This is a genomic window from Paraburkholderia lacunae (assembly GCF_003353175.1).
GTDB lineage: Bacteria > Pseudomonadota > Gammaproteobacteria > Burkholderiales > Burkholderiaceae > Paraburkholderia > Paraburkholderia lacunae.
The window spans coordinates 21695-44715 of sequence record NZ_QHKS01000034.1 but is presented as its reverse complement, the minus strand read 5'-3'; the positions used below and the strand labels follow the sequence as shown (position 1 = coordinate 44715).

Sequence of the window (23021 nt, the reverse complement as noted above, 5' to 3'; positions counted from 1 at the left end):
GAACTGATTTGGAGTCGTTTAGCGCGCGGTCTTGACCGGCACATAGCCGGGGTTGGAAACCTCGCTATCGCGCGATGTCTGGCTCGTGATCGGCGGTCCCGGAAAACGTCTTTTTTCGAGGCCGAACCACGCAACGACAATGATGATAAAGAAGGCGATGAAATAGTGGATCAGGATATCTGTCGGTGGTTGCAAGCCGACCCAGATAATAAAAATCCCGCCGATGATCGCGACCGCGCCATACGGCTTCGACAAAGCGCCGAGCCGATACGGGCCATAAGTACGATTGCGGGCAAACATTGCGGCGCCGATCGCCATGCCGTAGGCCAGTTGATAAAAGAGCGCGGTGCCTGCAACGAGTGCGTTGAATGCCGACGAATACAAGGTCACGGTGATGCCGGCGATCGCGCCGGCCCAGATCCCCGTGACCGGCGTGTAAAAGCGCGGCGATACGCGTCTGAAGTACTTCGGCAGGCCCTGATCGCGAGCAAACGAATAGACCGCACGCGACAGCCCGGTCAGCGCGCTGGCGCCGCAAACGTAAGCCGAGATCGTCAGCGAAACGATGATGGCGTCTTTCAGCAGACGCGGTGCGCGGATCTGCTCGAACAGCATCGAAAAGCCATCACCGCCTTTTTTCGCGATGGCGGCCGGATCGCTCATCGCCATGTAGAAAAGCACGAGAAGCGCTGCGCCCATCACCACCGACAGGATCACCGAATTGCGCATCGCCTTCGGAACGGCGCGCGCGGCGTCGACCGTTTCCTCCGACACGTGAGCCGCCGCGTCGTAACTGGTCACGATCCACATCGGCAAAAGCAATGCATACCCGAAGGTCAGAAACACGTTCTCCGTGCGCGGCACCACGCCGCCTCCGGCGTCGCCCGTATTGTTTGTGAACGAGAAGATGTGTGCGAGGTTCGTCAGATGAAGGTTGTAGAGCATTACGCCGATCAAGGCGATAGCGCCGAGGAAAGTCACATAAGCGCCTACGGTTACGAACCACGCCAATGTCCGCACACCCACGTGATTGAGAATCGCCCAGCTGGACATGATGACGACCACGCCGACGACCTGCTGCCAGTATCCCCAGTGCGAGGTGTCAATATGCAGCATGCCGCTCAGAATCAACTGATTGAACAGCAGGTAGAACGCAACGGATGTTCCGCCCGCAGAGAACACGTAGCCGATCAGGTTGATCCAGGCGGTGGCCCAGCCCCACGCTCTGCCGCCAAGTACCGACGACCAGTGATAAAGCCCACCCGCGGTAGGAATGGCCGAGCTGATCTCGCCCAACGAGGCGGCAGTTGCATATGCGAGTCCGCCGCCGATCAGCCATGTCACCGTAATGCCGAAGGCGCCCGCAGTGCCGAGGCCCTGCTGCATGTTTGCCCCGAGCGCCCAGAACAGTCCAATCGCCATGAACGACATTGCAAAGTTGCCAAAGCCCGACATCCCGCGTGAGAGTTCCTGCTTGTAGCCGAATTTTTCCAACAGGTCGGCGTCCTGCTGTCCGATATCGATGGGTGCGCGGTCATTCATCACAATTCTCCGACAGCATCTGCTCCATGAGGAGACAGACGATCAAAACTGCAAAAGAGATATCGGCGTTTGTCGCAAGGTCATACCATGCGCAATTTCACGCCGCTTAACTTATACGTATAAGTATCATGGTGGCGCACTAAAATTTTGAAGTCAACAACGGCCTAACTCCCTGTTTACCCTAGGATTTATTCGACGCAAATCGACGCGCCCGGTGCGCCACATTGCGTCGCGCCGGTGTCGGTAGCGGCGGTAAGCCAAGTAGTCGAGCCTGCTTTTTCTAATAAGACGAAAGCGGGCCCGCATGTGAGTCCAAGGGGAGCGCGCTGACGATGCGCAGGCAGAGACCTTCATAGCCATCCAGATGAAGCCGGAGTTGGCCGTGTTCGTCCAGATCGTCTTCCACTCGCTCGTTGAGCATGTCGACGACCGGGCCCGCCGATATGCCGGGCAAGGAGAGGGTTTCGTCGATCGAAGTGGGGCCGAAGTTCAGCGCGGTGACCTGGGTTCCGCGGCCGCCGGGCAGTTCGTGCACCATCACGAGCAACCCGGGGTTGCTTACTTCAGGAATGGCGATCTGCCGGCTCGACGAAATACAGTAAGCGTTTCGCACAGTGAGTACGCGCTTCAACTGGCTGGCAAATGAGTCGGGATTCTCAAGTTGTTCCGTCACGGGGCCGTATAGGCATACGGCTTTCGGAATACCCTCCTGCGAGTACTGCGCCGATTCGTGCATGCCGGCGAGATCGTACGCGCCGCGCTGAATCCAGCGGGTGTCGCCGTCGCCCATCCAGTCCTCGACGCTTGCCATCGGCAGAGGAAGCGCGCCGACCAGATCCCAACCGGAAATCGCGAAGATGCCCGGTTGCAACGCGTTGTACATGGACAGCAAGAGGTGGATTTTCTGTATCCGGTGTTTGTCTTCGTCGGTCATCGCGTCCAGTTCGCGAATCCCCAATGCGGCGGCAATGACGTTTGCGGTCGTGCAGGCGACGCCATTGGTGACGAAGCGCAAGTTGTAAGGGGCGTGCTCGCCGCACAGACGCTCGCACATCGTCTCCCGGATATGCTCGCGCAAAATGGCGCCAGGCCACGTTTGTCCCTGAAACACGAATGTGGTGTTCGCGTGCAGCGTCCAGAAATGAACGAGTTCGAGCGTCAGCTCGTCGTGGTTCTGAAGCGCATGGATCAGCGAGGCAGGATCGATGCCATACTGATGCACTGTGCGCAACATCAGACGGAGAAATTCGATATCGCCGGTCAGGATCGCGTGATGGTACGCGGGCCGGGTAATAAAGTCGTAGGACAGATCCGCGCCGCCTTTCGACATCACGGCGATGTCGTCCACGGTCAGGTTCAGTTCCTGAAAGCTGAACCCTCCCGCTTTCCAGATCGCACCGCCGAGCAATTGATTCCCAGTAACAGATAACGGATGACTTTCGGACCATGGATTGCCGTACGAGCGCCGCTCAACGCCGAGGAATCCATTCGCGTCCAGTCTCAATCCACGAGCGCCCAGCACGTCCAGCGAATGCAGTGCGTAGCCGATGATCAACAGTTGCGCAGAAAAGGTCGGATCGAGCCAATTCAACGAAGGCTGGCCCTCCTTGAAATAGTGGAGATAGACCCAGCGCCGCGCGACGCCACCCACGCCGATCACGGTTCCCGTCACACTCCAGTCGGTTTCTTTGATGCCGGGTTCGAAGAAGATCACGCGCTGCAGTTGCCCGACGATATAGCACTTGTCCTTGAGACAATCGACGAGCTCCGGCGTCAGATTGATCGCGTCCCGACCTGCGGGGACATCGGGCAGGAGATGCCCGTCGTCCGGCTTGATCTCTACCATGTGGTACAGCCCCGGATAGTCGCCATAACCCATTTCGGCGCGCCGGAAATCGGCGCCTTTTCCGGTGTGCGCCGGGACGACATCATCGATCACGATTGCGTTGTGTGCCGCGGCGGTGCGGCTCATCGAAATGAACTCGGCATTCGTGCCGGGACGCTCGTCTATCTGGAAACTGACACGATCGAAGTCGCCATCCACCGACGGCGTGTACGACCGCCCTTTAATGCCGCCCGCGCCTTTAGTCGGTCCCGGATGCACGGCCTGCACGCCGATTGTCGCCAAAGCGCACCACAGCCGGCCGAGCCCAACGTGGCAAGCACGGATTCACCTGGTGCGCAGATCACCGAGGCGGGATAAGCGGTGAACCAGACAGAAGACACTTCCGATGCCACCCGTGGACGCGCTTCCACATAAGGATGCATCCACAGACGTGCTTGTCCTGAGTAGGTCTTTGCCCGCTCCGTCGCGTGCTTGAGCATGGATTCTTCGACGAGCCACTCGACGTATTCGGGATCAGGAAGGGACACGAAATCTCCAGAGGAAGCGGACAGGCGGGAATTGTTCAAACAGAGACTCGATCGGCTTCGCTCTATTTCGGCTCCTCACCGATTCGATGCAGCACGTAGTCCGCGAGCAGCTCGTTCGCACGCGTCGTCAGGTGTTCTCCGGCAGCGAAGAAATAGGTTTGATCGGCATGGGGTTCGGCTAGCGTCGACGCATCGCAATAGTCCTGATCGGGCTTGGCGCACGCGTCTGCGTGAGCGGCATGGGTAAATCCGTGACTTGCCGGATCGGAGAGCAACGAATCGAAGAACTGCCCTGTTTCGACGAGAACAATTCTGGAATCTTTCGGAAGATCGGATTGAAGCTGAAGATCGTAGACAGCGCTCAGTTCACGGACGAACTTCTGGCTAGCCCGGCTATGAAACCACGGCAACACGCTCATATCCGGCAGCTTGAAAATGACGAGCCGGCGCGCGCCATGAGCAAGGATGGTTCTCGCGGTGTGCGCTTCCGATTGCGCCGCGACGACAGCTCGCGCCCGCTCCCGGCGCATGATGCTTTCGTCAGGATCCTCGTTGTCACGCAGCGTTTTCGCCAATGCCGGATCGTTTCCCGGGTCGTAGTTATAGGCGACATCATTGGTGCCGATCCACAGGAACACAATCTGATCTTCCTTGAACGATCCGTGCGTCTTCAGAAATCGCAGCACCTGTGTCGATACCGGAACAGGCATGCCTTCGGGATCGCGGGAGACGGTCGAATAGGGCAATTCCGCGCGTGCGCCGCCCTCTGCGTAATTCAGCCCGTCAGGTCCGGGCAGTCCCTTCATGCCCTTGTAGACGTTGTCGTAGCTATCGGTATGTTCATTCGACGTAGCGGCCTGACCGAAATGATCGGCGACAATTTGCGCCCACGTTCTTCCCGGATTAGTCGTGAAGCGGAATCCGTAAGTACCGGCATCGGTCAGGCTGTCGCCGAAGAAAACCGCCTGTTTGTAGCTGCTCTGCGCATCTGCGATATACGGACAAAGACATACGGCGACCGCAAGTAAAGCGAGTCGGACGAACTGGGGCATTGTATAGCTCCCGGCGCACTGCAACAGATTGAAAAAGGACGCCCACGGCTGGAGTCGACCGCGGGCGCCAAATCGCACTACTCTCGCTAAAACTTAGAACTTGTGACGCAGTCCGACGATCGCAAGCAACTGCGATTGCTTGCCTGCGTCGACGTCATACGATCCGACCACGGCCTGAGCGTCACCCGCTCCGTTCTGCCCATTGGCATGCGTATAAGCACCCGCCAGGTAGACGTCGGTACGCTTGCTCAGCAGATAGTCGACGCCGAGATTCGCCTGGTGATAGGTCGCCGATGAATTGCCGCCCGACTTCGTGTAGTTGTATCCGCCGATCAACTCGAATGCCGGCGTCACCATCCAGCTGGCGAACACCGAGCCGTTCTGGAAATGCTCCGATCCGGTGAACAACGAAGAAGCGTCCGCGGTGTATTGCGTGTACGAATAGGCGGCGCCGGCCGTCACGGAGCCGACTACGTACTGTCCGCCGACGCGCGCAATGTTGATCGAGCGCGCCGATGCATAGGCAGCATTCACCGAGCTGTTGAAGAAGCTGTCCGCCGTCGTCGTGCCACGCTTCGACAGTCCGGTATTGCCGTTATCCGCGTGCAGGAACCCGCCTGCAACACTCAGCGCCGCGCCGCTGTATGCAGCGGCAGCCGACCACGTCTGTCCCGAACCCGTAGAACCTGCGATCCCGCCCGGCGCGTACATCGCCTCGACCACCACGCCGCCCCACGACGGGCTCGTCCACTTGACGGCGTTGTTGAAGCGCGCGCTGTCGTCGTAGTTATCGATGTCGCCCGGCGGTGCGAACAGACCGCTGTAGTTGTCGGCGGTGAGCGGCTGCAGCAGGTCGGTGACCGGGTCGTACTGGCGGCCGAGCGTCAACGCGCCGTACCTGGTGCTGGCGAGACCGACGAATGCCTGGCGGCCGAACTCACGCCCATTGTTTTGCAATTGCCCGGACCCGAGATCGAATCCACTCTCCAGCTGGAAGTTGGCCGTGAGGCCGCCGCCCAGATCTTCCGTGCCTTTCAGGCCCCACTGGTTGCCCGACAGGTTGCCGGAAGACATCTTCCATTGCGAACTCTGGCCGCCGCTATTGTGAATGTACGCGATCCCCGTATCGACGACGCCGTAAAGGGTGACCGAGCTTTGAGCATGAGCTCCCGTGACGTAGGCAGCAGCACCAAGAGCGACTACGGAGATAATCTGACGTTTCATTGACTCACCCTGCTGGATGTTTGTATTGAGGAACAATTCCGGCGTGTACCGTTGGCTACTCTCCCGCTGCACGGCCGGAAATATCGCTTACGCACTACTTGCCTTGCAAAGAATCGTGGGGAGTCGAGTCTCCTCATTTTTAATTCGTCATACTGAATTAATGGATGAGTGGCTGATCGGTCGCTGCTCTGCAAACTCGAAGTACTCGTTCAAGAATCGCCGAACGCTTCGAATCCAGAGTCACTTTCCTGACACATCAGTGTGTGATGTCTCCTCACTTGCGTCGCAGTATTGAAGCCCAATAATCAACGCTCAATTTCGCAAACAGCCTATTTGTGGCGCATATCGACGCACAAACTGCGTCACCGCCGATTTCGGGCGAAAAAAAACGGCACTCTCGCGAGTGCCGACTTTCGGACAAAACTCAAACCGGGATGAGCTACGCCGGCTTGCTGAACCGGCGAACGCGAATGTCCGCCTGCTCCTTGTGACCTGCGAAGCCTTCCATCGCGCAAAGCCTCGAACAGTACTCGCCTACGAGCACGGAGGCTTCGTCGGTCAGCACGCGCTGATAGGTACAGGTCTTGATGAATTTCCCGACCCACAGGCCGCCGGTATAGCGCGCTGATTTCATCGTCGGCAGCGTGTGGTTGGTGCCGATCACCTTGTCGCCATACGACACATTGGTCCGGTCGCCGAGGAACAGTGCGCCGTAGTTGGTCATGTGTTCGAGGAAATACAACGGATCGCGAGTCATCACCTGAACGTGTTCCGACGCGATGCGATCGGCCTCTTCCACCATCTCGTCGACGGTGTCGCACAGAATGATCTCGCCGTAATCGTGCCACGCGACCGAAGCAACCGCTGCGGTCGGCAGAATCGCAAGCTGACGCTCGATTTCGGCGGGCAGTGCTTCAGCAAGCGCTCGGGAATTCGTCAGGAACACTGCGGGCGAATTGACGCCGTGCTCGGCCTGTCCCAGCAAGTCCGTGGCGACGATTTCTGCATCCGACCATTCGTCCGCGATCACCAGGGTTTCCGTCGGTCCGGCAATCAGGTCGATACCGATCTTGCCGAACAACTGACGCTTGGCTTCGGCAACGTACGCGTTGCCCGGGCCGACGATCATGTCGACCGGTGCGAACTGCTCCGTGCCGAGCGCCAGCGCGGCAACCGCCTGCACGCCGCCGACGCAGTAGATTTCGTCGGCGCCGGCCAGATGCATCGCCGTCACGATAGCGGGGTGCGGCTTGCCGTCGAACGGCGGCGCCACTGCCACAACTCGTTTGACGCCGGCCACCTTGGCGGTCAGCACGCTCATATGCGCCGAGGCAAGCAGCGGGTATTTGCCGCCGGGGATATAGCAACCCACAGAGTTCACCGGCACGTTCTTATGGCCCAGGATGACGCCCGGCAGCGTTTCGACTTCCACGTCCCTCAGCGCCGACTTCTGAACTTCGGCAAAGCGGCGCACCTGCTGCTGCGCGAACTTGATATCCGCGATTTCGAGTTCCGACAACGTAGCGACACACGCGGCAACTTCCTCGTCGGTCAAACGGAATGACGTGGGCGCCCAGTTGTCGAATTTCTTCGAATATTCACGCACCGCCGAATCGCCGTTGGCGGCTACATCGGCAATGATCTTTTCCACGGTGCTGCGAACCTGGGCCGCGATCTCCGTCTGAACTTCCAGGGGTTTGCTCTTCTTAAGATACTCGATCACAACTGACCTCCAAGGGTATTTCGAGTGCCATCTCGCATCACCATGCATTTGGGCTTCAATGCGATACGGCGGACATTTCAATCAATATTCAACGGGACCGCTAAATTTTCGGTGCGCGCCGGAGCAAAGGCAATTTCGCACCGGCATTCGAAGTGACGCACTGTGGCGCACCCACGCGACGCAGCGCCTGCAAGCACGATCGGATCGACGCCTGACATCCGCGATTTGCGCTCGCATGACAGTCAGTATTTGGAATCAAATTTCCGAATTCAATTTCGCGGATTGCAAAAGCTCGACGCCATGTGACGCACGCGCTGCGTCGCTCCGCGCCGCTCTCGTCCGATAAATGGGAAACGGCGCCAAACCCAGGTCTCCACCCACTTGACACCGGCAATTTGAAGTCGCAGCATTCACGAACTTATACGTATAAGCTAATCTGCGTTGCCTCACAGGAGTTTGAACATGACACGCGTTTTTCATCTATACGGCGGTTGGCCGGGACACTTTCCCTACGAGGTCGCGGCATGGACTCGCGAGCTATTCAGGGAGCTCGACTGGGACGTCGAGGAATCGACGGACATCTTCTCGCTGGACCGCGATCTCACCCAGTTCGACCTGATCGTGATCGGCTGGAATAACGCCGTCACGACCGAGACGCTGACCACCTCGCAGGAAAATCGTCTGCTCGAGGCGATCGAGAAGGGGACCGGCCTTGCGGCGTGGCATGGCGCCGGCGCGGCGTTTCGCGCAAGCCTTCGATATCACATGGTACTCGGTGGATCGTTCGTCGAACATCCGACCGGCGAAGGTTACCCGCACCCCTACATGGTCAACGTGACGGATCGCTCGCATCCGGTCATGCACGGTGTGGAGGACTTCGAGGTCCGCTCGGAGCAGTACTACATGCAGGTCGACCCGAATAACCACGTGCTAGCGGACACGACCTTCGACGGCAATCCGTTCCCCTGGCTCAAAGGCAACAAGTGTCCGGCAGCGTGGGTGAAGCAATGGGGCGAAGGGCGGGTCTTCTATCACTCGATCGGACACGACACCGGCAATCTGTCGGACCCCAACGTGCGCAGGATGACGCGGCAAGGTCTCCAGTGGGCGGCACGCAGCTGACTGCGGCGTTCGCATCAGGCACATCTGATTCGTTTTAGCGAAAGCGCAGTGTTCCGCCCGGGTGTGTGATCCCGCGCGGCTATTTATCTCACCTTTGCAGGATCTGGAAATGGCAAAGCTCACAGGCAGTCAAATCGTCGCTCAGACGTTAAAGAACTACGGCGTTGAATACGTTGCCGGAATCCCCGGTCACGGAATCTGGACGCTCACTGACGCATTTCTCGAGAAGGATTCGGAAATTCATTTCATACAGGTTTTTCACGAACAAAGCGCGGTCCATCTGGCAGACGGCTACTACCGGGTTGCCGGCAAGCCGATGGCCGCGGTCACGTCGATCGGCGCGGGCGCCAGCAATACCGTGATCGGTATGGCGACCGCCTTCACCGATTCGACCAGCGTGATGCTGATCACCGGCGGGCCGCCGACGCACATGCGCGGACACGGTCTGCTGCAGGAACTCGAACGCTACACAGATAACGATTTTCCGAAGATCGCCGAGGCAGTGTCGAAACGTCATTGGGTGGTACAGCGCGTCGAGGAACTGCCGTTCGTCATGCATCGAGCGTTCAGTGCGATGGTGACGGGTCGCCCGGGTCCGGTTCACATCGAAATTCCGATGGACACACAGGCAGAGGCCGCTGAAGTCACGCTTCACGACCTCGAAGAGCGCGTGCCGGTGGGCAAGGTGTTCCCCGACCCGGCCGCCGTGAGCAAAGCCGCGGACGTGCTGCGCAGCGCAAAGCGCCCGGTCATCGTGATCGGCGGCGGCGTGATTACCGGCGAAGCCTCGGCCGAAGTGCTGGCGCTCGCCGAGAAATGGAAGATTCCTGTTGTCACCACGTGGAACGGCAAGAGCGGCTTCCCTGAAGATCACGAACTCTTCGCCGGTAGCGTCGGCCAGACCGGTACGTTGTGCGGTAACAAGGTTGCGTCCACAGCGGATGTGATTCTGGCCGTGGGCTGTCGTTTCACCGACTGGTCGTCGTCGAGCTACGCAAAGGGCGTCACGTTCTCGATTCCGCCGGGCCGTCTGATCCATATCGACATCGATCCGCACGAAATCGGCAAGAACTATCCGGTCGCGGTAGGCATCGTCGCCGACGCGAAATATGCGCTCGCGCATATCGTCGACGAACTGAAGAACGACTCGGTCGACCGCGCCGACTACCTCGATCAGGTCGCCGGCTACAAAGCCGAATGGGAAGCCAAGCTCTCGACCCGCCGCGATTCGGATCGTTTCCCGTTCACGTCGCAGCGTCCGCTCGGCGCATTGCGCAAGATCTTCCCGCGCGACACGATCGTGGTGGTCGGCTCGGGCAACACCCAGGGTGCGGTCAAGCAGACCTTCCCGGTGTATGAACCGCGCACTCACCTCACGTCGGGCGGATTCTCGTCGATGGGCTGGGCCGTACCAGCAGCGATCGGCGCCAAACTCGCTGCGCCTCATCGGCCGGTGGTCTGCGTGCTCGGCGACGGCGACTTCCTGATGACGTCGCAGGAAATCGCAATCTGCGTGACGAACAACATTCCGGTGGTGTTCATCGTGCAGAACAACGCCGGCTATATGTCGATTCGCGGCGGCCAACGCAAGCAGACGAACCGTCATATCGGCACCGAGTTCAATCATCCGGACGGCACGCCGTATTCACCCGATTTCGAAGCACTCGGCAAGGCATTCGGTCTGAAGTCGTTCCGCGTGAACAGCAACGACGAACTCGAACCTATCCTGCAGGAAGCGCTCGACTCGAACGCGCCGGTGCTGATCGAAATCCCCACTGACCGCGACGCGGCCGGTCCGTGGGTGCCGGGCTGGTGGGACTTTCCGATTCCGGCGTACATCACCGATGAACGTCAGGACGAGTACACGCAGTTCCGTCAATCGGAACAACATCTGTGAGACGAAGAGGCAGTATGAGCGATGCAACGATTGTTCATCGCGCGGTGTCCGACTTTGATGCCTTCGCGCCGATTCCCCGGCGCGAAGTGCCGACGGTCGTTCCCGGCGACGATGGCGTGATGACCTGCGACGTAGCAATCATCGGCTCGGGTATGGGCGGGTCCACCTTCGCCCACACTCTGGCCGGACAAAACCTCGATGTACTGGTTGTGGAGCGAGGCGACTTTCTGCCGAGAGAGATTCAGAACTGGACGACCGAATCTGTGTTCGGCGAGGGCCGCTACCGCAACGCCGAAGATTGGATCGACGACAGCGGCAAGCCGTTTACGCCCGGCGTTTTCTACTATGTCGGCGGCAATACCAAGGTATTCGGCGCAATGCTGCCGCGCTTCCGTGAAGCCGACTTCGGCGCGATCAAGCACGCTGAGGGCGTGTCTCCTGCGTGGCCGATCGCGTATGCCGATATGGAGCCTCACTACGCAGCGGCAGAGCGTCTGTACAAGGTCCACGGCCAGCGAGGCAGCGATCCGACCGAACCCTGGCGCTCCGGCGACTATCCGTTTGCCGCGCTGGAGCATGATCCGGCGCTGCATCGGCTGCACGCTTCAATGCGGGCTCAAGGCTTGCAGCCTTTTGCAATGCCCGCCGCGGTCGATTACGGTAATGGCCGCCCCTGCGTACTCTGCTCGACATGCGACGGCTATCCTTGCATGGTCGATGCCAAGGCGGACGCGGAAGTCTCGGCGCTGCGTCCGACAGTCGGCAGCGGCCGTGCGCGCCTGATGGTTCAGACGAAGATCGACCGCCTCATCATGTCGTCCGACGGCAGCAGGATCGAAGAGGCTTGCGGCACCCGAAACGGCATGCCGGTTCGCATCAGAGCGAATCGCTTCGTGCTGGCATGCGGCGCAGTCAATTCGTCGGCGCTGCTATTGCGATCCGCGGACAAGAACCACCCGGAAGGAATCGGCAATAGCTCGGGACTTCTGGGCCGCAACTACATGGTTCACAACAGCACCTTCATGATCGCGGTCGACCCACGCCGCTTCAACAAGGTTTTCTTCCAGAAGACTCTCGCGATCAACGACTGGTATCTCCAGTCGAAGTGGAATGACTTTCCGCTCGGCAACGTTCAGATGCTCGGCAAGATTCGCGAGCCGATGGTGACCGGCATGTATCCGTGGTTGCCCAAGGCTGTCTCACGCTATGTCACCGACCATAGCGTCGATCTGTATCTCACCAGCGAAGACCTGCCCGATCCGGAAAACCGCGTGACGTTCAATGCGCAGCAAGGCCGGATTCAGGTGCGCTGGCGCCCGAACAATTTGCGAGCTCACGAAGAGCTCGTGAAAAAGACGCTCGCCATGATGCGCAAGGCCGGGTATCCGTTCGTCTTCACCAAGCGTATGGGTATCGCGACCAACTCGCACCAGTGCGGCACAGCATTGATGGGCACTGATCCCGCGAAAAGCGTTCTCGACACGAACTGCAAATTGCACGACGTCGACAACGCGTGGATCGTGGATAGTTCGTGGTTCCCTTCGTCCGCCGCAGTCAACCCCGCGTTGACGATTGCCGCCAACGCGATTCGCGTCGCGCAGACGTTTCGTTGAACAAGAAGACCGGCGTGGCCGACTGGCCCGCCGGTTTTTTAGCTGCGCTTTTTCCACCGGGCTTTTGTTGTCGAGCGAACAACTAACTCGGTCGGCAGGATGATCCTGGTTGCGGGCGGCTTTTTCGAAGGCGGCGCATTCAGAAGTTCTGTCAACAAGCGGGCCGCGTGGCGCCCCTTTTCGATGAGCGGCTGACGAATCGTCGTGAGACCAGCACCCGCCGCTTCGGGAATATCGTCGAATCCGATTACAGAGAGTTGGTCTGGAACGGACACGCCTCGCTCATTGGCGATCTTCAGGAAAGACAGGGCCATCACGTCGGACGTGGCGGCCACTGCCGTCAAGTCCTTGTTCGCCAGCATTTGTTCGGCCGCCCAGTCGCCGGCAGCGTGATCGAAGCCTCCTGCCTCGATGATCACCATGTCGTCAAAGGACAGACCCGCAGCTTTCCCCGCCGATAGATAGCCCTCCAGCCGGGCCCTCACCACATTTTCCGTGCACTGCTGGAAGCGCTTTTGCGTGACGGGTCCTCTCAATCCATCAGGTTTCAGACGGTCGGCGATAATGCCGATCTTGCTATGACCGAGGTCGAGAAGATGCTTCATCTGAATCTCGCCCGACCCGAAGTCGTCGATTCCGACGAACGGTGTGCCTTCAATGATCGGTGCGTCGACTACGACGAACGGAATGTTCTGCTTACGCGCCATGGCGACGACCGAATAGTCGTCCGGCAGGTTGTACGCAATAAGACCGTCGACAAAACCTCGCACTGCCAGGCTGACGCTACCAGGTTCTCCAGACTGATTGACGAGGTCTTTTTGCAGCGGAAATAATGCGAGAGCAACGTTCGATAGCTCGCCGATTTCGCCGATACCGCGCAGGAGCCCGGTAGTGGACGGATCGATGAACGCATAGGGAAGCTCGTCGGAAATCATCAGGCCGATTGCGCCGACGCGCCCCGAGCGAAGACTGCCCCCTCGAACATTCGGCCCCGGATAACCGAGCTTCTTCGCGACCTTCAGAATATGCTCACGCTGAGCCTCGGATATCTCAGACGGCTTGTTATAAGCGTATGAGACGGCAGGCTGCGAAACCCCCGCGGCGAGCGCAACATCCTTCATCGACACTGTTCGTTTCATTTCGAAAGAGGGCATCCAGTCCTTGTACCGCCGAGAAGGACATTGTACAGGCAGTCTCGCACGCGCCTTCAGCCATCGTAGGCGACTGCAAGCGTTTGGAGTGCCTGAAAATGCAGAGCGGGAGTCGAGGCGGCGAGCACCTTGCCCGCCGAGTTTTCGGTCAACACTTGCCCCTGCCAATCGGTCATCTCGCCGCCGGCTTGTTGAACAATCGGAACGATCGGCAGGAAATCGTGGGGCGCGAGGCCGGCCTCGACGACGAGATCGCACTGCCCGGTGGCAAGCGCCGCATAGTTGAAACAGTCGCCGCCATAGCGATGGACCGCAACCGATTTAGATAGTCGATCGAAGCCGCTTTGTTCGACGGATGTGAATTTGTCGGGTGTCGTCGTGCAAAGCCGGGCTGCGGTAAGGTCCGAACACGGGCTTGTCCGAATCGAATCATCTTCGCGCACAGCTTCGATGTCGAATGAAAAAAGCCGCCGGTGTAGCGCGGGCATTTCTATTGCGCCCAGCCACGGCTTTCCGTCGTTCAACACGCCGATTAGCGTTCCCCACAGCGGACTTCCGGTGACAAAAGCCTTCGTGCCATCCAGAGGATCGATGACCCACCTTCGGGCTGATGAGCGGCCTTGCGCGCCCTCCAGCAAGCCGAATTCTTCGCCGATGATCGAATCGTCCGGATGTCGCGAATTGATGCACGCGCGCAATGCGAGTTCTATCTCCCGGTCCAGTTCCGTGACCGGCGATCGGTCTTCCTTGCGCACGAACTGAAACGATTGCCCGGCGTGCGATGAACAGATGGAACGGGCCAGTTCGCACAATTGGCGAACCGTTTGTTCGTAGTATTGCCCGTCCCGCCTTTCGAACTTCACGCCACGCGCTCTTCCGTGACTGCGTCGAATATCAGCACCTTAGCCGTATTCGCGTTGAGCCGCACGGTCTCGCCCACTTTCCCCACGCCGGGCGCGAAGCGGGTCATCAACGGCTCGCCCGCTGCGGACACCAGCACGAAGTTGTCGGCGCCGGTAGGCTCGACCACATCGACGACTGCCTCGAAGCCATCGTCGCCGGCGCCGAGCGCAAACCACTCAGGCCGGACGCCAAGTACGATCTCGCGACCGATATGACGTTGCTGTGCAATCGACAACGGCCCCAGCGAGATTTTCAACGGACGCTTCTTGTCCGGTCCGCCGACAAAAGTCGCCGAATTCCCATCGCCCTGAAGCTTGCCCTCGATGCAGTTCATCGCGGGAGAGCCGATGAAGCGCGCGACAAACAGATTGTTGGGCCGGTCGTACACATCTTCGGGCGTTCCGGTCTGCTGAACTTCTCCGCCCTTCATCACAACGATCTTGGTGGCGAGCGTCATCGCCTCGATCTGGTCGTGTGTCACGTAGACCGTGGTGGTGCCCACCCGCTGATGCAGCTTCTTGATCTCGGCGCGCATATCCGTGCGCAGCTTGGCATCGAGGTTCGACAGTGGTTCGTCGAAGAGGAAGATCTTGGGCTCCCGAACCATCGCGCGGCCCATCGCGACACGTTGCCGCTGACCGCCCGACAACTGACTCGGCTTGCGGTCGAGCAACTGGTCGAGTTGCAGGATCGACGCGACCCGCTGCACCGCGGCGTCCTGTTCGCTTTTCGAAGCGCCGCGCACGCGCATGCCGAATGTCAGGTTCTTTCGCACCGTCATCGTCGGATAAAGCGCGTACGACTGGAAGACCATCGCGATGTCGCGTTTGGCGGACTCGATATCGTTCACGACGGTGCCGTCGATGATGATTTCGCCGTCGGAAACCGGTTCGAGGCCCGCGATCGCGTTCAGCAACGTCGACTTGCCGCAGCCCGAGGGCCCGAGAAGAACCAGGAATTCCCCGTCGTCCGCATCGATGTTGATGGCTTTCAGACAGGCCACGTTGCCGTAGTTTTTACGAACATCCCGAATATGCAAAGAAGCCATCATTACCCCTTGACCGCGCCGGCCATCAGCCCGCGCACAAAATATTTACCAGCCAGAACATAAATGACCAACGTGGGCAACGCGGCCAGCAATGCCGCCGCCATATGCACGTCGTACGGACGCTCCCCTGCGCTCGCGCTCACCATGTTGTTGAGCGCGACCATGATCGGCGTGTTCTGCCCGCTCGTGAACGACACGCCGAACAGGAAGTCATTCCAGATTCCGGTGAACTGCCAGATCACGGTGACAACGATCATCGGCACCGAAAGCGGCAGGATGATATGACCGAAGGTCGTCCAGAAACCCGCTCCGTCGACGCGCGCGGCTTTAATCAGGTCCTGCGGCACCGTCATGAAGTAGTTGCGAAAGAACATCGTCGTAAACGGAAGTCCATAGACCGTGTGCACAAGAATGAGTCCGCCGATGTTTCCCGAGAGCCCGAGCGCCCCCAACGTCTTTGCAAGTGGAATCAGAACGGCCTGATACGGCGTGAAACTGCCGAACAGAATCACACCGTAGACGAACCGCGAACCCCTGAAATTGAACTTGGTCAGCGCGTAGCCATTGAGCGCGCCGAACAGCGCGGAAAGCACGACGGCCGGTACCACCATCAATACGGTCTTGAGATAGAAGCCGCGCAAGCCCACGCAATCGACGCCGACACACGCGTTTTGCCACGCGTCTACCCAGGGCTGCACGGTCGGCCTGAGTGGCACGGAGAGTATCGAGGTCGAGCGGATTTCCGCCATGTCCTTCAACGATGCGAACACCATCACGATCAGCGGCATGATGAAGAACGCGGCGAAGCCGATCAGTACCGCGTAAAGAACGACGCGGCTGACCGTTCGGGTAATGGTCCGGCGGCAATTTTTCGGGCGTGCCGGACGATGTGCGAGATTAGAGGCTATCGTGGTGCTCACGCTTAAACTCCGAAAAGAGATACGGAACAATAATGACGACCACGACCAGCAGAATCATCACGGAACTCGCCGCGCCTTGGGCCAGTTGACCGCGGCTGAAGGTGAGGTTGTACATGAACGTGGTCGGGAGATCGCTTGAGAAACCCGGGCCGCCGTTCGTCAGCGCAACGACCAGATCGAATGAGCGCACCGCCTGATAGATGAGAATGACGATCACGCTGAACACGGACGAGCGGAGCATCGGAATGATGATCGTAGAGTAGATGCGGAACACGCCCGCCCCTTCCATCTGCGCCGCTTTGACAATTTCGCCGTCGACGCCCCGCAGCCCCGCGAGAAAGATCGCCATCACAAAACCGGCCGTCTGCCAGACCGCGGCGATCACCAGCGTATAGACCGCCATTTGCGGATCGATAAGCCAGTTGATGTGAATGCTGGTCCAGCCGATGTTGTGGAAAAGCATTTCGAGTCCGAGCCCCGGATTCAAAATCCACTTCCACGCAGTGCCGGTCACGATCAACGAGACCGCCATCGGATACAGATAGATCATCCGGAGTGTGCCTTCGGCGCGTACCTTCTGATCGAGGAAGATCGCGAGCAGCAGGCCGATGACAAGCGAGATGACCATGAATGCCATGGAAAAGAGACCGAGATTGACGACGGCCACATTCCAGCGATCGGAGTTCCACAAGCGCACGTACTGCGCGAGTCCGACGAAATCGTAGTTCGGCGCGAACTTCGAATTCGTGAATGAGATCAGCACCGACCAGCCGATAAAAACGTAGACCGCGATAGTCAGCACGACGATGCTCGGCGTCAACGTGATGACTGCGGGATTGAAGAACTGCTTGCGCCGCGGCGAGCGTGACGTTGCACGTCCGCTCGCATCTCCGGACTTCAGAGATACGTTCAGTCTGCGACTCGTATCCACTTCCATAACCTTGCCTCTGTAGTAAGACATCAACCAAAAACGGAACGCGGCGGGCTTGACCCAGGCATTGCCAAAGTGCTCGATAGGTTCACTCGACAGCACTCCCCTCTGGACGGCGTGTCGAACTCTTTTCCGCCGGATACCCAGGACCTCCGCAAAAGCCTGCTAGCGCCGCGTAGTCCTCACGGGCGGTCAGAATTTCCACGAGAGCCGGTCCGCCACTCGACAGCGCTCCCCTCAATGCTCTTTCGAGTTGAGATTCATGTTCTACGCGCCAGGCCTCCAGTCCGAAGCTTCGGGCGATGTCGGAGAAGTCCGGTGAATAGGGCCTTCCGTTGGGCATGTTGAATTCAGACCCGACATGACGCCCCAGAAGCTTCTGCTGAAGAAATCGAGTCGACATGTGCCCGCAGTTGTTCAGAACGACGAACACCAGCGGCAAACCATGCATCACGCAAACGGCCATCTCGGGAAGAGACTGGAGAAAGTCTCCGTCACCGACCACGCATACGACATCCTTTGCCGGTACCGCCAGTTTTGCGCCGATGGCAGCCGGAACCGCCCAACCGACCACGGGCGAGTTCGCGCAGGTGAGTTGAGTACGCGGCTGGTATGCGCGGAATACCTGCTGAACGGCCATCAATGCCGTCCCTGGTCCCGCCACGAGAACCCCGTCCCGCTCCATGACCTGCTGAAGCACGCTGATAGGCCGTTGAGCCGAAAACGGCATTTTGAGAACAGCCGAGCGGTCAGCGACGAGTTGCAGCCAGTGTGTCTTCAGCTTCTCTATCGTCGCGAGCCAACTCTCGTGTCGCGACAGCGCGCGCCGCGATCGCTGAGGCGACATGGCGGCAGACATGTCGCGAAGCGCGCCGGATACATCTGCGTGAATGTCCAACTCCCAGCCCTGATCATCCTGCAAAAGTTCGAGCGAAACGCGGATCAGCGTGCGCTCGTCCGAGCTCCCGCCCGCACGCAACACATCTGGAAGGCCGGCCCAATCGGCGTCCTTGCAGCCCACGACGAGAAGCAGGTCCGCACGCGCCAGAATCGAATTGCCGACCGCTGTGCCGAATCTCCCAGCGGACAGGCCGCTGATCGGATGGTCTTCCGGTACGACGCCTTTAGCGCTGGCCGACGCCACAACCGGTGCGCCGAGCTTGGTTGCCAGTTCGAGAATCGCGTCTTTCGCATCCATCGTTTCGGTCCCGATGCCGATCCCGACGAAGATCGCCGGCCGCATTGACGACAGAAGGAGTGCCACCGCCTTTTCGATCAATCGACGATCCGCTGTCGGCGGCTCTGCCAACTGCTGCGCATGGAGCGCATCCATATCGATCTCGAGCGGCTCGCACTGAACATCGAGAGGCACTTCCATCTGCACAGGCTTCGGCTGACTCGCCAGCAGCACACTACACGCAGACTGCAAAACATCCGGCAACTGGGCTGCGTTCTGCAAGCTCCAGCGCCTGACAGCGCTACCGCTGACTTGCGCGCCTCGGTGGCCGCCCGCGTCGCCGCGTTCGGAGGAGGCGTACTGCACCGGGTCGGCAGCGGCACGGCCACCTATCATCAGCGCCGCGCTGGAATGCGCTTCCATGACGTTCATGTCTGTCGGCATCGGCACGTCATTGCCGCTTTCCCCTCCTATGAGCGCCATAGGCCGGCCGCATGCACGATGGAAACCATCAGCGAGATGGACGGCGCTTCTCGATTGCATCACCTGAATGAACGGAATTTCCCTACCGGCATCAAGGAAGGCGTCCAGCAACGACAGGCAGTCTCTTCCGGGAACACCCGCGACGTACTGGACGCCGAAGTTCTTCATTGCTTGCGCAATGACCTGTGCGCCCGTTAGCTTCAATCTCGTCTCCTTCGGAGTTAGCGTCCCGTGCAGGGATCTGCTTAAGGACACTGCCTGTTCATTGGAGAGGAGTATTTGCCACTAAAAAAGCGCACTCAATTTCGCAGACGGCGCAATTGAGACGCACTGTGACGCACAGAAAGCAGTACACTGCATCACAGCACGCTCCGTTGTTCCGTGGCGGCGCCAGTCGGCTTAAACGGCTCGGCTTTCGCCGGATTTTTATCAGTTGGCATAGGGCCAACGGGCGCGTACCATCCGGCGATTCACGGCGTGGCCAACGTGGCTTGCTTAATTTCTCACTAAACAATTCGGCACAGTCCGAAGCTTTTCCCCATACAAAGACATGGACCGACAGCAAGACCTCGCAAATCTCGCCACCAACCTGTCTCTGCTGGTGGCTTCGTTCGATTCGGTCGCGGATTTCTGCCGCAAGCTCAACGTAAATCGTCAGCAGTTCAACAAGTATCTCGCCGGCTACCATGTCCCTTCGCAGAAAGTACTTCTCAAGATAGCGAAGTTCTTTCTGATGGAGCCAGGTGATCTGTTTCGGTCGCCGGCAGAATTCCGGAGCTTCTACGAGGGTCTTGAATACGAGCTTCCTCTGGATCTCAAATCCGCGCCGCAGTTTGTGCGATTTTTGCCGCTGATTAAGTCCTCGGTCGCGCCACTGCAAGACTTTCTCGGCGTCTACCACCGGTACCACAACTCGTCGATCTATAAAGGGCGCATCCTCCGTTCCGTCACTTGTATATACGAGCACGATTCCTCGGTGCGATACGTGACTATCGAACGATTCCCACAACTGGACAGCACGAACAAGGTGGCGTACTCGTTCACTTACCACGGATTCTGCTTTTTGCTGGGCGACCGGATATTTATGATCGACTTTGAAGGGCGTCAAAAGAACGAGATGACGTTTTCCGTCCTCACACCGCAGCACAGGCGACCGATCCGCTTTCTTTACGGCGTCGTCACGGGGGTAGCCTCTTCGTCCTTCAGGCAACCCTTCTCGACACGCCTTGCCCTGTGCTTCGTCGATCGTGGTTCGCTTCGAAAAAAACATCTTCGCGAGGCGACGGTCCTCCTTCCGAGCGACCAATCGTTACCGCTCGAGATACGGGAGTACATGACTGGCGACCAGTCAACAATGGTGTGGGGTGGTGAGGGCTGACGGGAACTACCACATGCACGCTTAATTTTTTCAACTAAACTGATTCGTATAAGGTAGACGCGGTTAGCCGAAGATTGCGAGCTAAGACCGCCCGCACCTGCTCATTTGTATGAGGAGTTCCACCATGCCAGGAAGCCTTTATCTGAATGGGTCCGCCATAGCCATCCTGTTTAAATCACTGCCCGCCGCAATTGAAATTCCAGTTTGCATCGGTGCCTGTGCTGTGCTCGTCGGCTTGACGGTGACACTCGTTCGATTCATACGATTGGAAACGAAGCAGATTTAATTTCAGGCAAACTCCGAGCGCTCTAAAAAAAAGAGAAGCGGCTATCGCTCGGCCTCTCTGCCATACACCGAGTGATAGCTCGTTGGCGCGTGCACCTCGGCAGCCCCGTTGAATGCACTGACGTGAAATGATGCAGCTCTCGCAAGGACGTCGTTCTGCCTGGTTAAAACCTCCTGGCCCGTCCGAGAACAGTCTTCGAGCGCTTGCATCGAGCCAAAGGTAACCCATGTTGGGATTGGGCGATCGCGAGATTTCGCCCTATAATGCGCGTTATTGCTCACTATGGTTTGTTCATCGGAATAGCCAATGCTCACTTACGAGGCACTTCCCGACGAGCGTCAGCGGCACATATGCACATTGCTCGCATCTAAGGGAAAAGTATTCGCCGCCGACCTTGCCGCAGAGTTCGGTGTTTCGGAACATACTATTCGACGCGACCTCACAGATCTCGCAAAAGGCGGGGCATGCCGAAGGGTCTATGGTGGCGCAGTCGCCATTCCGCCCAATGGCGGAAGCCTGCAGCATCGGATGGAGCGGGAACCGGAACGGAAAGGCGCTCTCGCGATTGCGGCAGTGTCGCTGTTGGGTGACAACCAATGCATATTCATTGACACCGGCAGCACCAACCTGTCCATAGCGCGCGCGATTCCTCCAGATCTCAACCTTACGGTGGTCACCAATTCGCCGGTCATTGCATCCGCGCTTCTTGAAAAAGATAACGTGACTTTGATCACGCTAGGAGGACAAATCGACAAGGCGATAGGTGGCACAGTCGGCGTGCTTGCAGTCGAGGCAATTCAGAGGCTGACATTCGATCTTGCGTTTCTTGGCGCCTGTGCAATCGATCCGCAGGAAGGGCTAACCGCCTTCAGTCTCGAAGACGCGTCATTCAAGCGGGCGGTTCTGGCCAGAAGCGGGACGATCGCGATAGCCGTCACCAAGGAGAAGTTGCTCAGCGTTGCGACGCATAACGTTATGTCCGTTGACGCCATCGCGACAATCATCGTCGAAAATGACGCACCCAAAAAGCAGGTCAAAGCTTTCGCCGGTAGTGGGCTGCAGGTACTGGTCGCGTCCCGGTAGGCATTCCGCGTAATAAGTGACTGCTTATTCGGAGAGCGATGCGATAGATCTTTGGCAAGCCGGGGAATTCTAGTGGCGGGATTCCCCGCACTACCATTTAGACAGAGCGATAGCCGGCCAGTTGATATACCGTGCGGGCTGCTGTATTAAGTCGCGACGGATCAAGCTTTCCGCCTTCAACAGCCTTGACGATGGCGGCCGCTACCTCATCAATATGAGGCACAGCTTTCGGTGATAACAGAAGCAGATCCGCACCGGCCGCCAGCGCGTCAACAGCGGTGTCGCCGACGGACCTGTCTCCGATAGTGGCCCTATGATCCAGATCACAGGTCATCACCAGTCCTTTGAACTCCAGTTCCCCGCGTAGGAGCGCAATAAGTTCAGCCGACAGCGATCCGGCTGTCACTGGTTTAAACGCCTCGAAGCGCGCTGGTCCCATCATCACTGCGCTAACGCCCTCTTCGATTCCTGCCCGGAATGCACCCCATTGAGCGCGCAGTTCGTCCAGCGACGAAGGCACCGTCGCCTCGTCTTTCGCCGGATGGCCTCGCAAGACCGGATGTCCTGGGAAGTGTTTCAGCGTGGTCTTGAGACCCGCACGGCGCGCACCACGTATGTAAGACCGTACCATTCGCGAGGCCGTCTGCGGATCGTCGGCCAACGTGCGCCCCTCCAGCCACTGGTTGCTACCTGTCAGCACCTCTGCCGTAGGGGAAAGTGCAAGATTGATACCGGCATCAACGACTCCACGTGCCGTCTCAAAACAGGCTTGCTCCAGTTCAGACTCTGACATTCTTTGTGCGGCGTCGCGAGCCGGCAACTTTGCCGAAACCCCTTGCAAGCGATGTACGGCTGCGATATCGGCGTCCGCTGCCAGGATCAGCTTGCCGGCGCGTGCCGTCACTATTTCGATCGCACCATGCCAGGCTTCAAGTGTTTCCCGACTGAGTCGTTGCTGACTCATGCGGCCGGAGACATATTCCTCACCTGTCTCACCAAACAAAAGACTCCGGCCACCGTTATCCAGAAAACGAGAAATATGGACGTCGATTTCGAGTGTCTCCAGTACCGGAAACAGCACTGCATGTGCGTGGCGGGATAGTTCGCTCATAGTG

Annotated in this window: 17 protein-coding genes; 5 read left to right on the top strand and 12 right to left on the bottom strand. The window is 58.7% G+C overall.

All coding sequences use genetic code 11. The annotated features are described in order from the left end of the window. Positions 1–18 precede the first annotated feature (18 nt). From DLM46_RS33430 to hisD, 5 genes are all read right to left on the bottom strand, one after another. Positions 19–1542 (bottom strand): APC family permease, encoded by a 1524-nt coding sequence (locus tag DLM46_RS33430; protein WP_115108165.1) that lies wholly within the window; start codon positions 1540–1542, stop codon positions 19–21. A gap of 280 nt (positions 1543–1822) precedes the next feature. Further along, positions 1823–3670, bottom strand: a complete 1848-nt coding sequence (gene treS / locus DLM46_RS33425; protein WP_244306461.1) for a maltose alpha-D-glucosyltransferase — start codon at positions 3668–3670, stop codon at positions 1823–1825. Positions 3671–3977: 307 nt separating this feature from the next. After that, the gene (locus DLM46_RS33420; RefSeq protein ID WP_115108163.1) at positions 3978–4967 is read right to left on the bottom strand and encodes an SGNH/GDSL hydrolase family protein; all 990 of its coding nucleotides are present in this window, start codon (positions 4965–4967) and stop codon (positions 3978–3980) included. 93 nt (positions 4968–5060) lie between these two features. Next, positions 5061–6191 carry a porin gene (locus DLM46_RS33415; RefSeq protein ID WP_115108160.1) on the bottom strand — a complete coding sequence of 377 codons (1131 nt, stop codon included), beginning with the start codon at positions 6189–6191 and terminating at the stop codon, positions 5061–5063. Positions 6192–6630: 439 nt separating this feature from the next. Continuing rightward, positions 6631–7914, bottom strand: coding sequence for a histidinol dehydrogenase (hisD, locus tag DLM46_RS33410; protein ID WP_115108158.1), 1284 nt, complete (start codon positions 7912–7914; stop codon positions 6631–6633). A gap of 462 nt (positions 7915–8376) precedes the next feature. Between hisD and DLM46_RS33405 the strand changes: the two genes are divergently transcribed. From DLM46_RS33405 to DLM46_RS33395, 3 genes are all read left to right on the top strand, one after another. Next, the gene (locus DLM46_RS33405) at positions 8377–9036 is read left to right on the top strand and encodes a ThuA domain-containing protein (RefSeq protein WP_115108156.1); all 660 of its coding nucleotides are present in this window, start codon (positions 8377–8379) and stop codon (positions 9034–9036) included. Positions 9037–9145: 109 nt separating this feature from the next. After that, positions 9146–10933, top strand: a complete 1788-nt coding sequence (locus DLM46_RS33400; protein ID WP_115108154.1) for a thiamine pyrophosphate-binding protein — start codon at positions 9146–9148, stop codon at positions 10931–10933. 14 nt (positions 10934–10947) lie between these two features. After that, positions 10948–12546 (top strand): GMC oxidoreductase, encoded by a 1599-nt coding sequence (locus DLM46_RS33395; RefSeq protein WP_115108152.1) that lies wholly within the window; start codon positions 10948–10950, stop codon positions 12544–12546. Between the two features lie 38 nt (positions 12547–12584). On the opposite strand, the gene DLM46_RS33390 is transcribed toward DLM46_RS33395, so the two are convergent. From DLM46_RS33390 to DLM46_RS33365, 6 genes are all read right to left on the bottom strand, one after another. After that, positions 12585–13667 (bottom strand): LacI family DNA-binding transcriptional regulator, encoded by a 1083-nt coding sequence (locus tag DLM46_RS33390; protein ID WP_244306460.1) that lies wholly within the window; start codon positions 13665–13667, stop codon positions 12585–12587. 86 nt (positions 13668–13753) lie between these two features. Continuing rightward, the gene (locus tag DLM46_RS33385) at positions 13754–14560 is read right to left on the bottom strand and encodes an inositol monophosphatase family protein (protein ID WP_279635253.1); all 807 of its coding nucleotides are present in this window, start codon (positions 14558–14560) and stop codon (positions 13754–13756) included. Next, the gene (locus DLM46_RS33380) at positions 14557–15648 is read right to left on the bottom strand and encodes an ABC transporter ATP-binding protein (protein ID WP_115108220.1); all 1092 of its coding nucleotides are present in this window, start codon (positions 15646–15648) and stop codon (positions 14557–14559) included. Before DLM46_RS33380 ends, DLM46_RS33385 begins: the two co-directional genes overlap by 4 nt. Before the next feature lie 2 nt (positions 15649–15650). Further along, positions 15651–16436 (bottom strand): carbohydrate ABC transporter permease, encoded by a 786-nt coding sequence (locus tag DLM46_RS33375; RefSeq protein ID WP_115108218.1) that lies wholly within the window; start codon positions 16434–16436, stop codon positions 15651–15653. Positions 16437–16545: 109 nt separating this feature from the next. After that, complete coding sequence (locus tag DLM46_RS33370; RefSeq protein WP_425274038.1) at positions 16546–17394, bottom strand: carbohydrate ABC transporter permease; 849 nt, start codon at positions 17392–17394, stop codon at positions 16546–16548. Positions 17395–17587: 193 nt separating this feature from the next. Further along, the gene (locus DLM46_RS33365; protein WP_133300421.1) at positions 17588–19363 is read right to left on the bottom strand and encodes a thiamine pyrophosphate-binding protein; all 1776 of its coding nucleotides are present in this window, start codon (positions 19361–19363) and stop codon (positions 17588–17590) included. A 346-nt stretch (positions 19364–19709) separates the two neighbouring features. Here DLM46_RS33365 and DLM46_RS33360 point away from each other — a divergent pair, with 346 nt between their 5' ends. Beyond that, positions 19710–20537 carry a helix-turn-helix domain-containing protein gene (locus tag DLM46_RS33360; protein ID WP_115108141.1) on the top strand — a complete coding sequence of 276 codons (828 nt, stop codon included), beginning with the start codon at positions 19710–19712 and terminating at the stop codon, positions 20535–20537. 592 nt (positions 20538–21129) lie between these two features. Beyond that, on the top strand, positions 21130–21906 hold the full coding sequence (locus tag DLM46_RS33355; protein WP_115108139.1) for a DeoR/GlpR family DNA-binding transcription regulator: 777 nt from the start codon (positions 21130–21132) through the stop codon (positions 21904–21906). A 97-nt stretch (positions 21907–22003) separates the two neighbouring features. Here DLM46_RS33355 and DLM46_RS33350 read toward each other — a convergent pair whose 3' ends face one another. Beyond that, a complete protein-coding gene (locus tag DLM46_RS33350; protein WP_115108137.1) occupies positions 22004–23017 on the bottom strand; it encodes a glycoside hydrolase family 3 N-terminal domain-containing protein in 1014 nt (337 codons plus the stop codon). Positions 23018–23021: the final 4 nt, after the last annotated feature.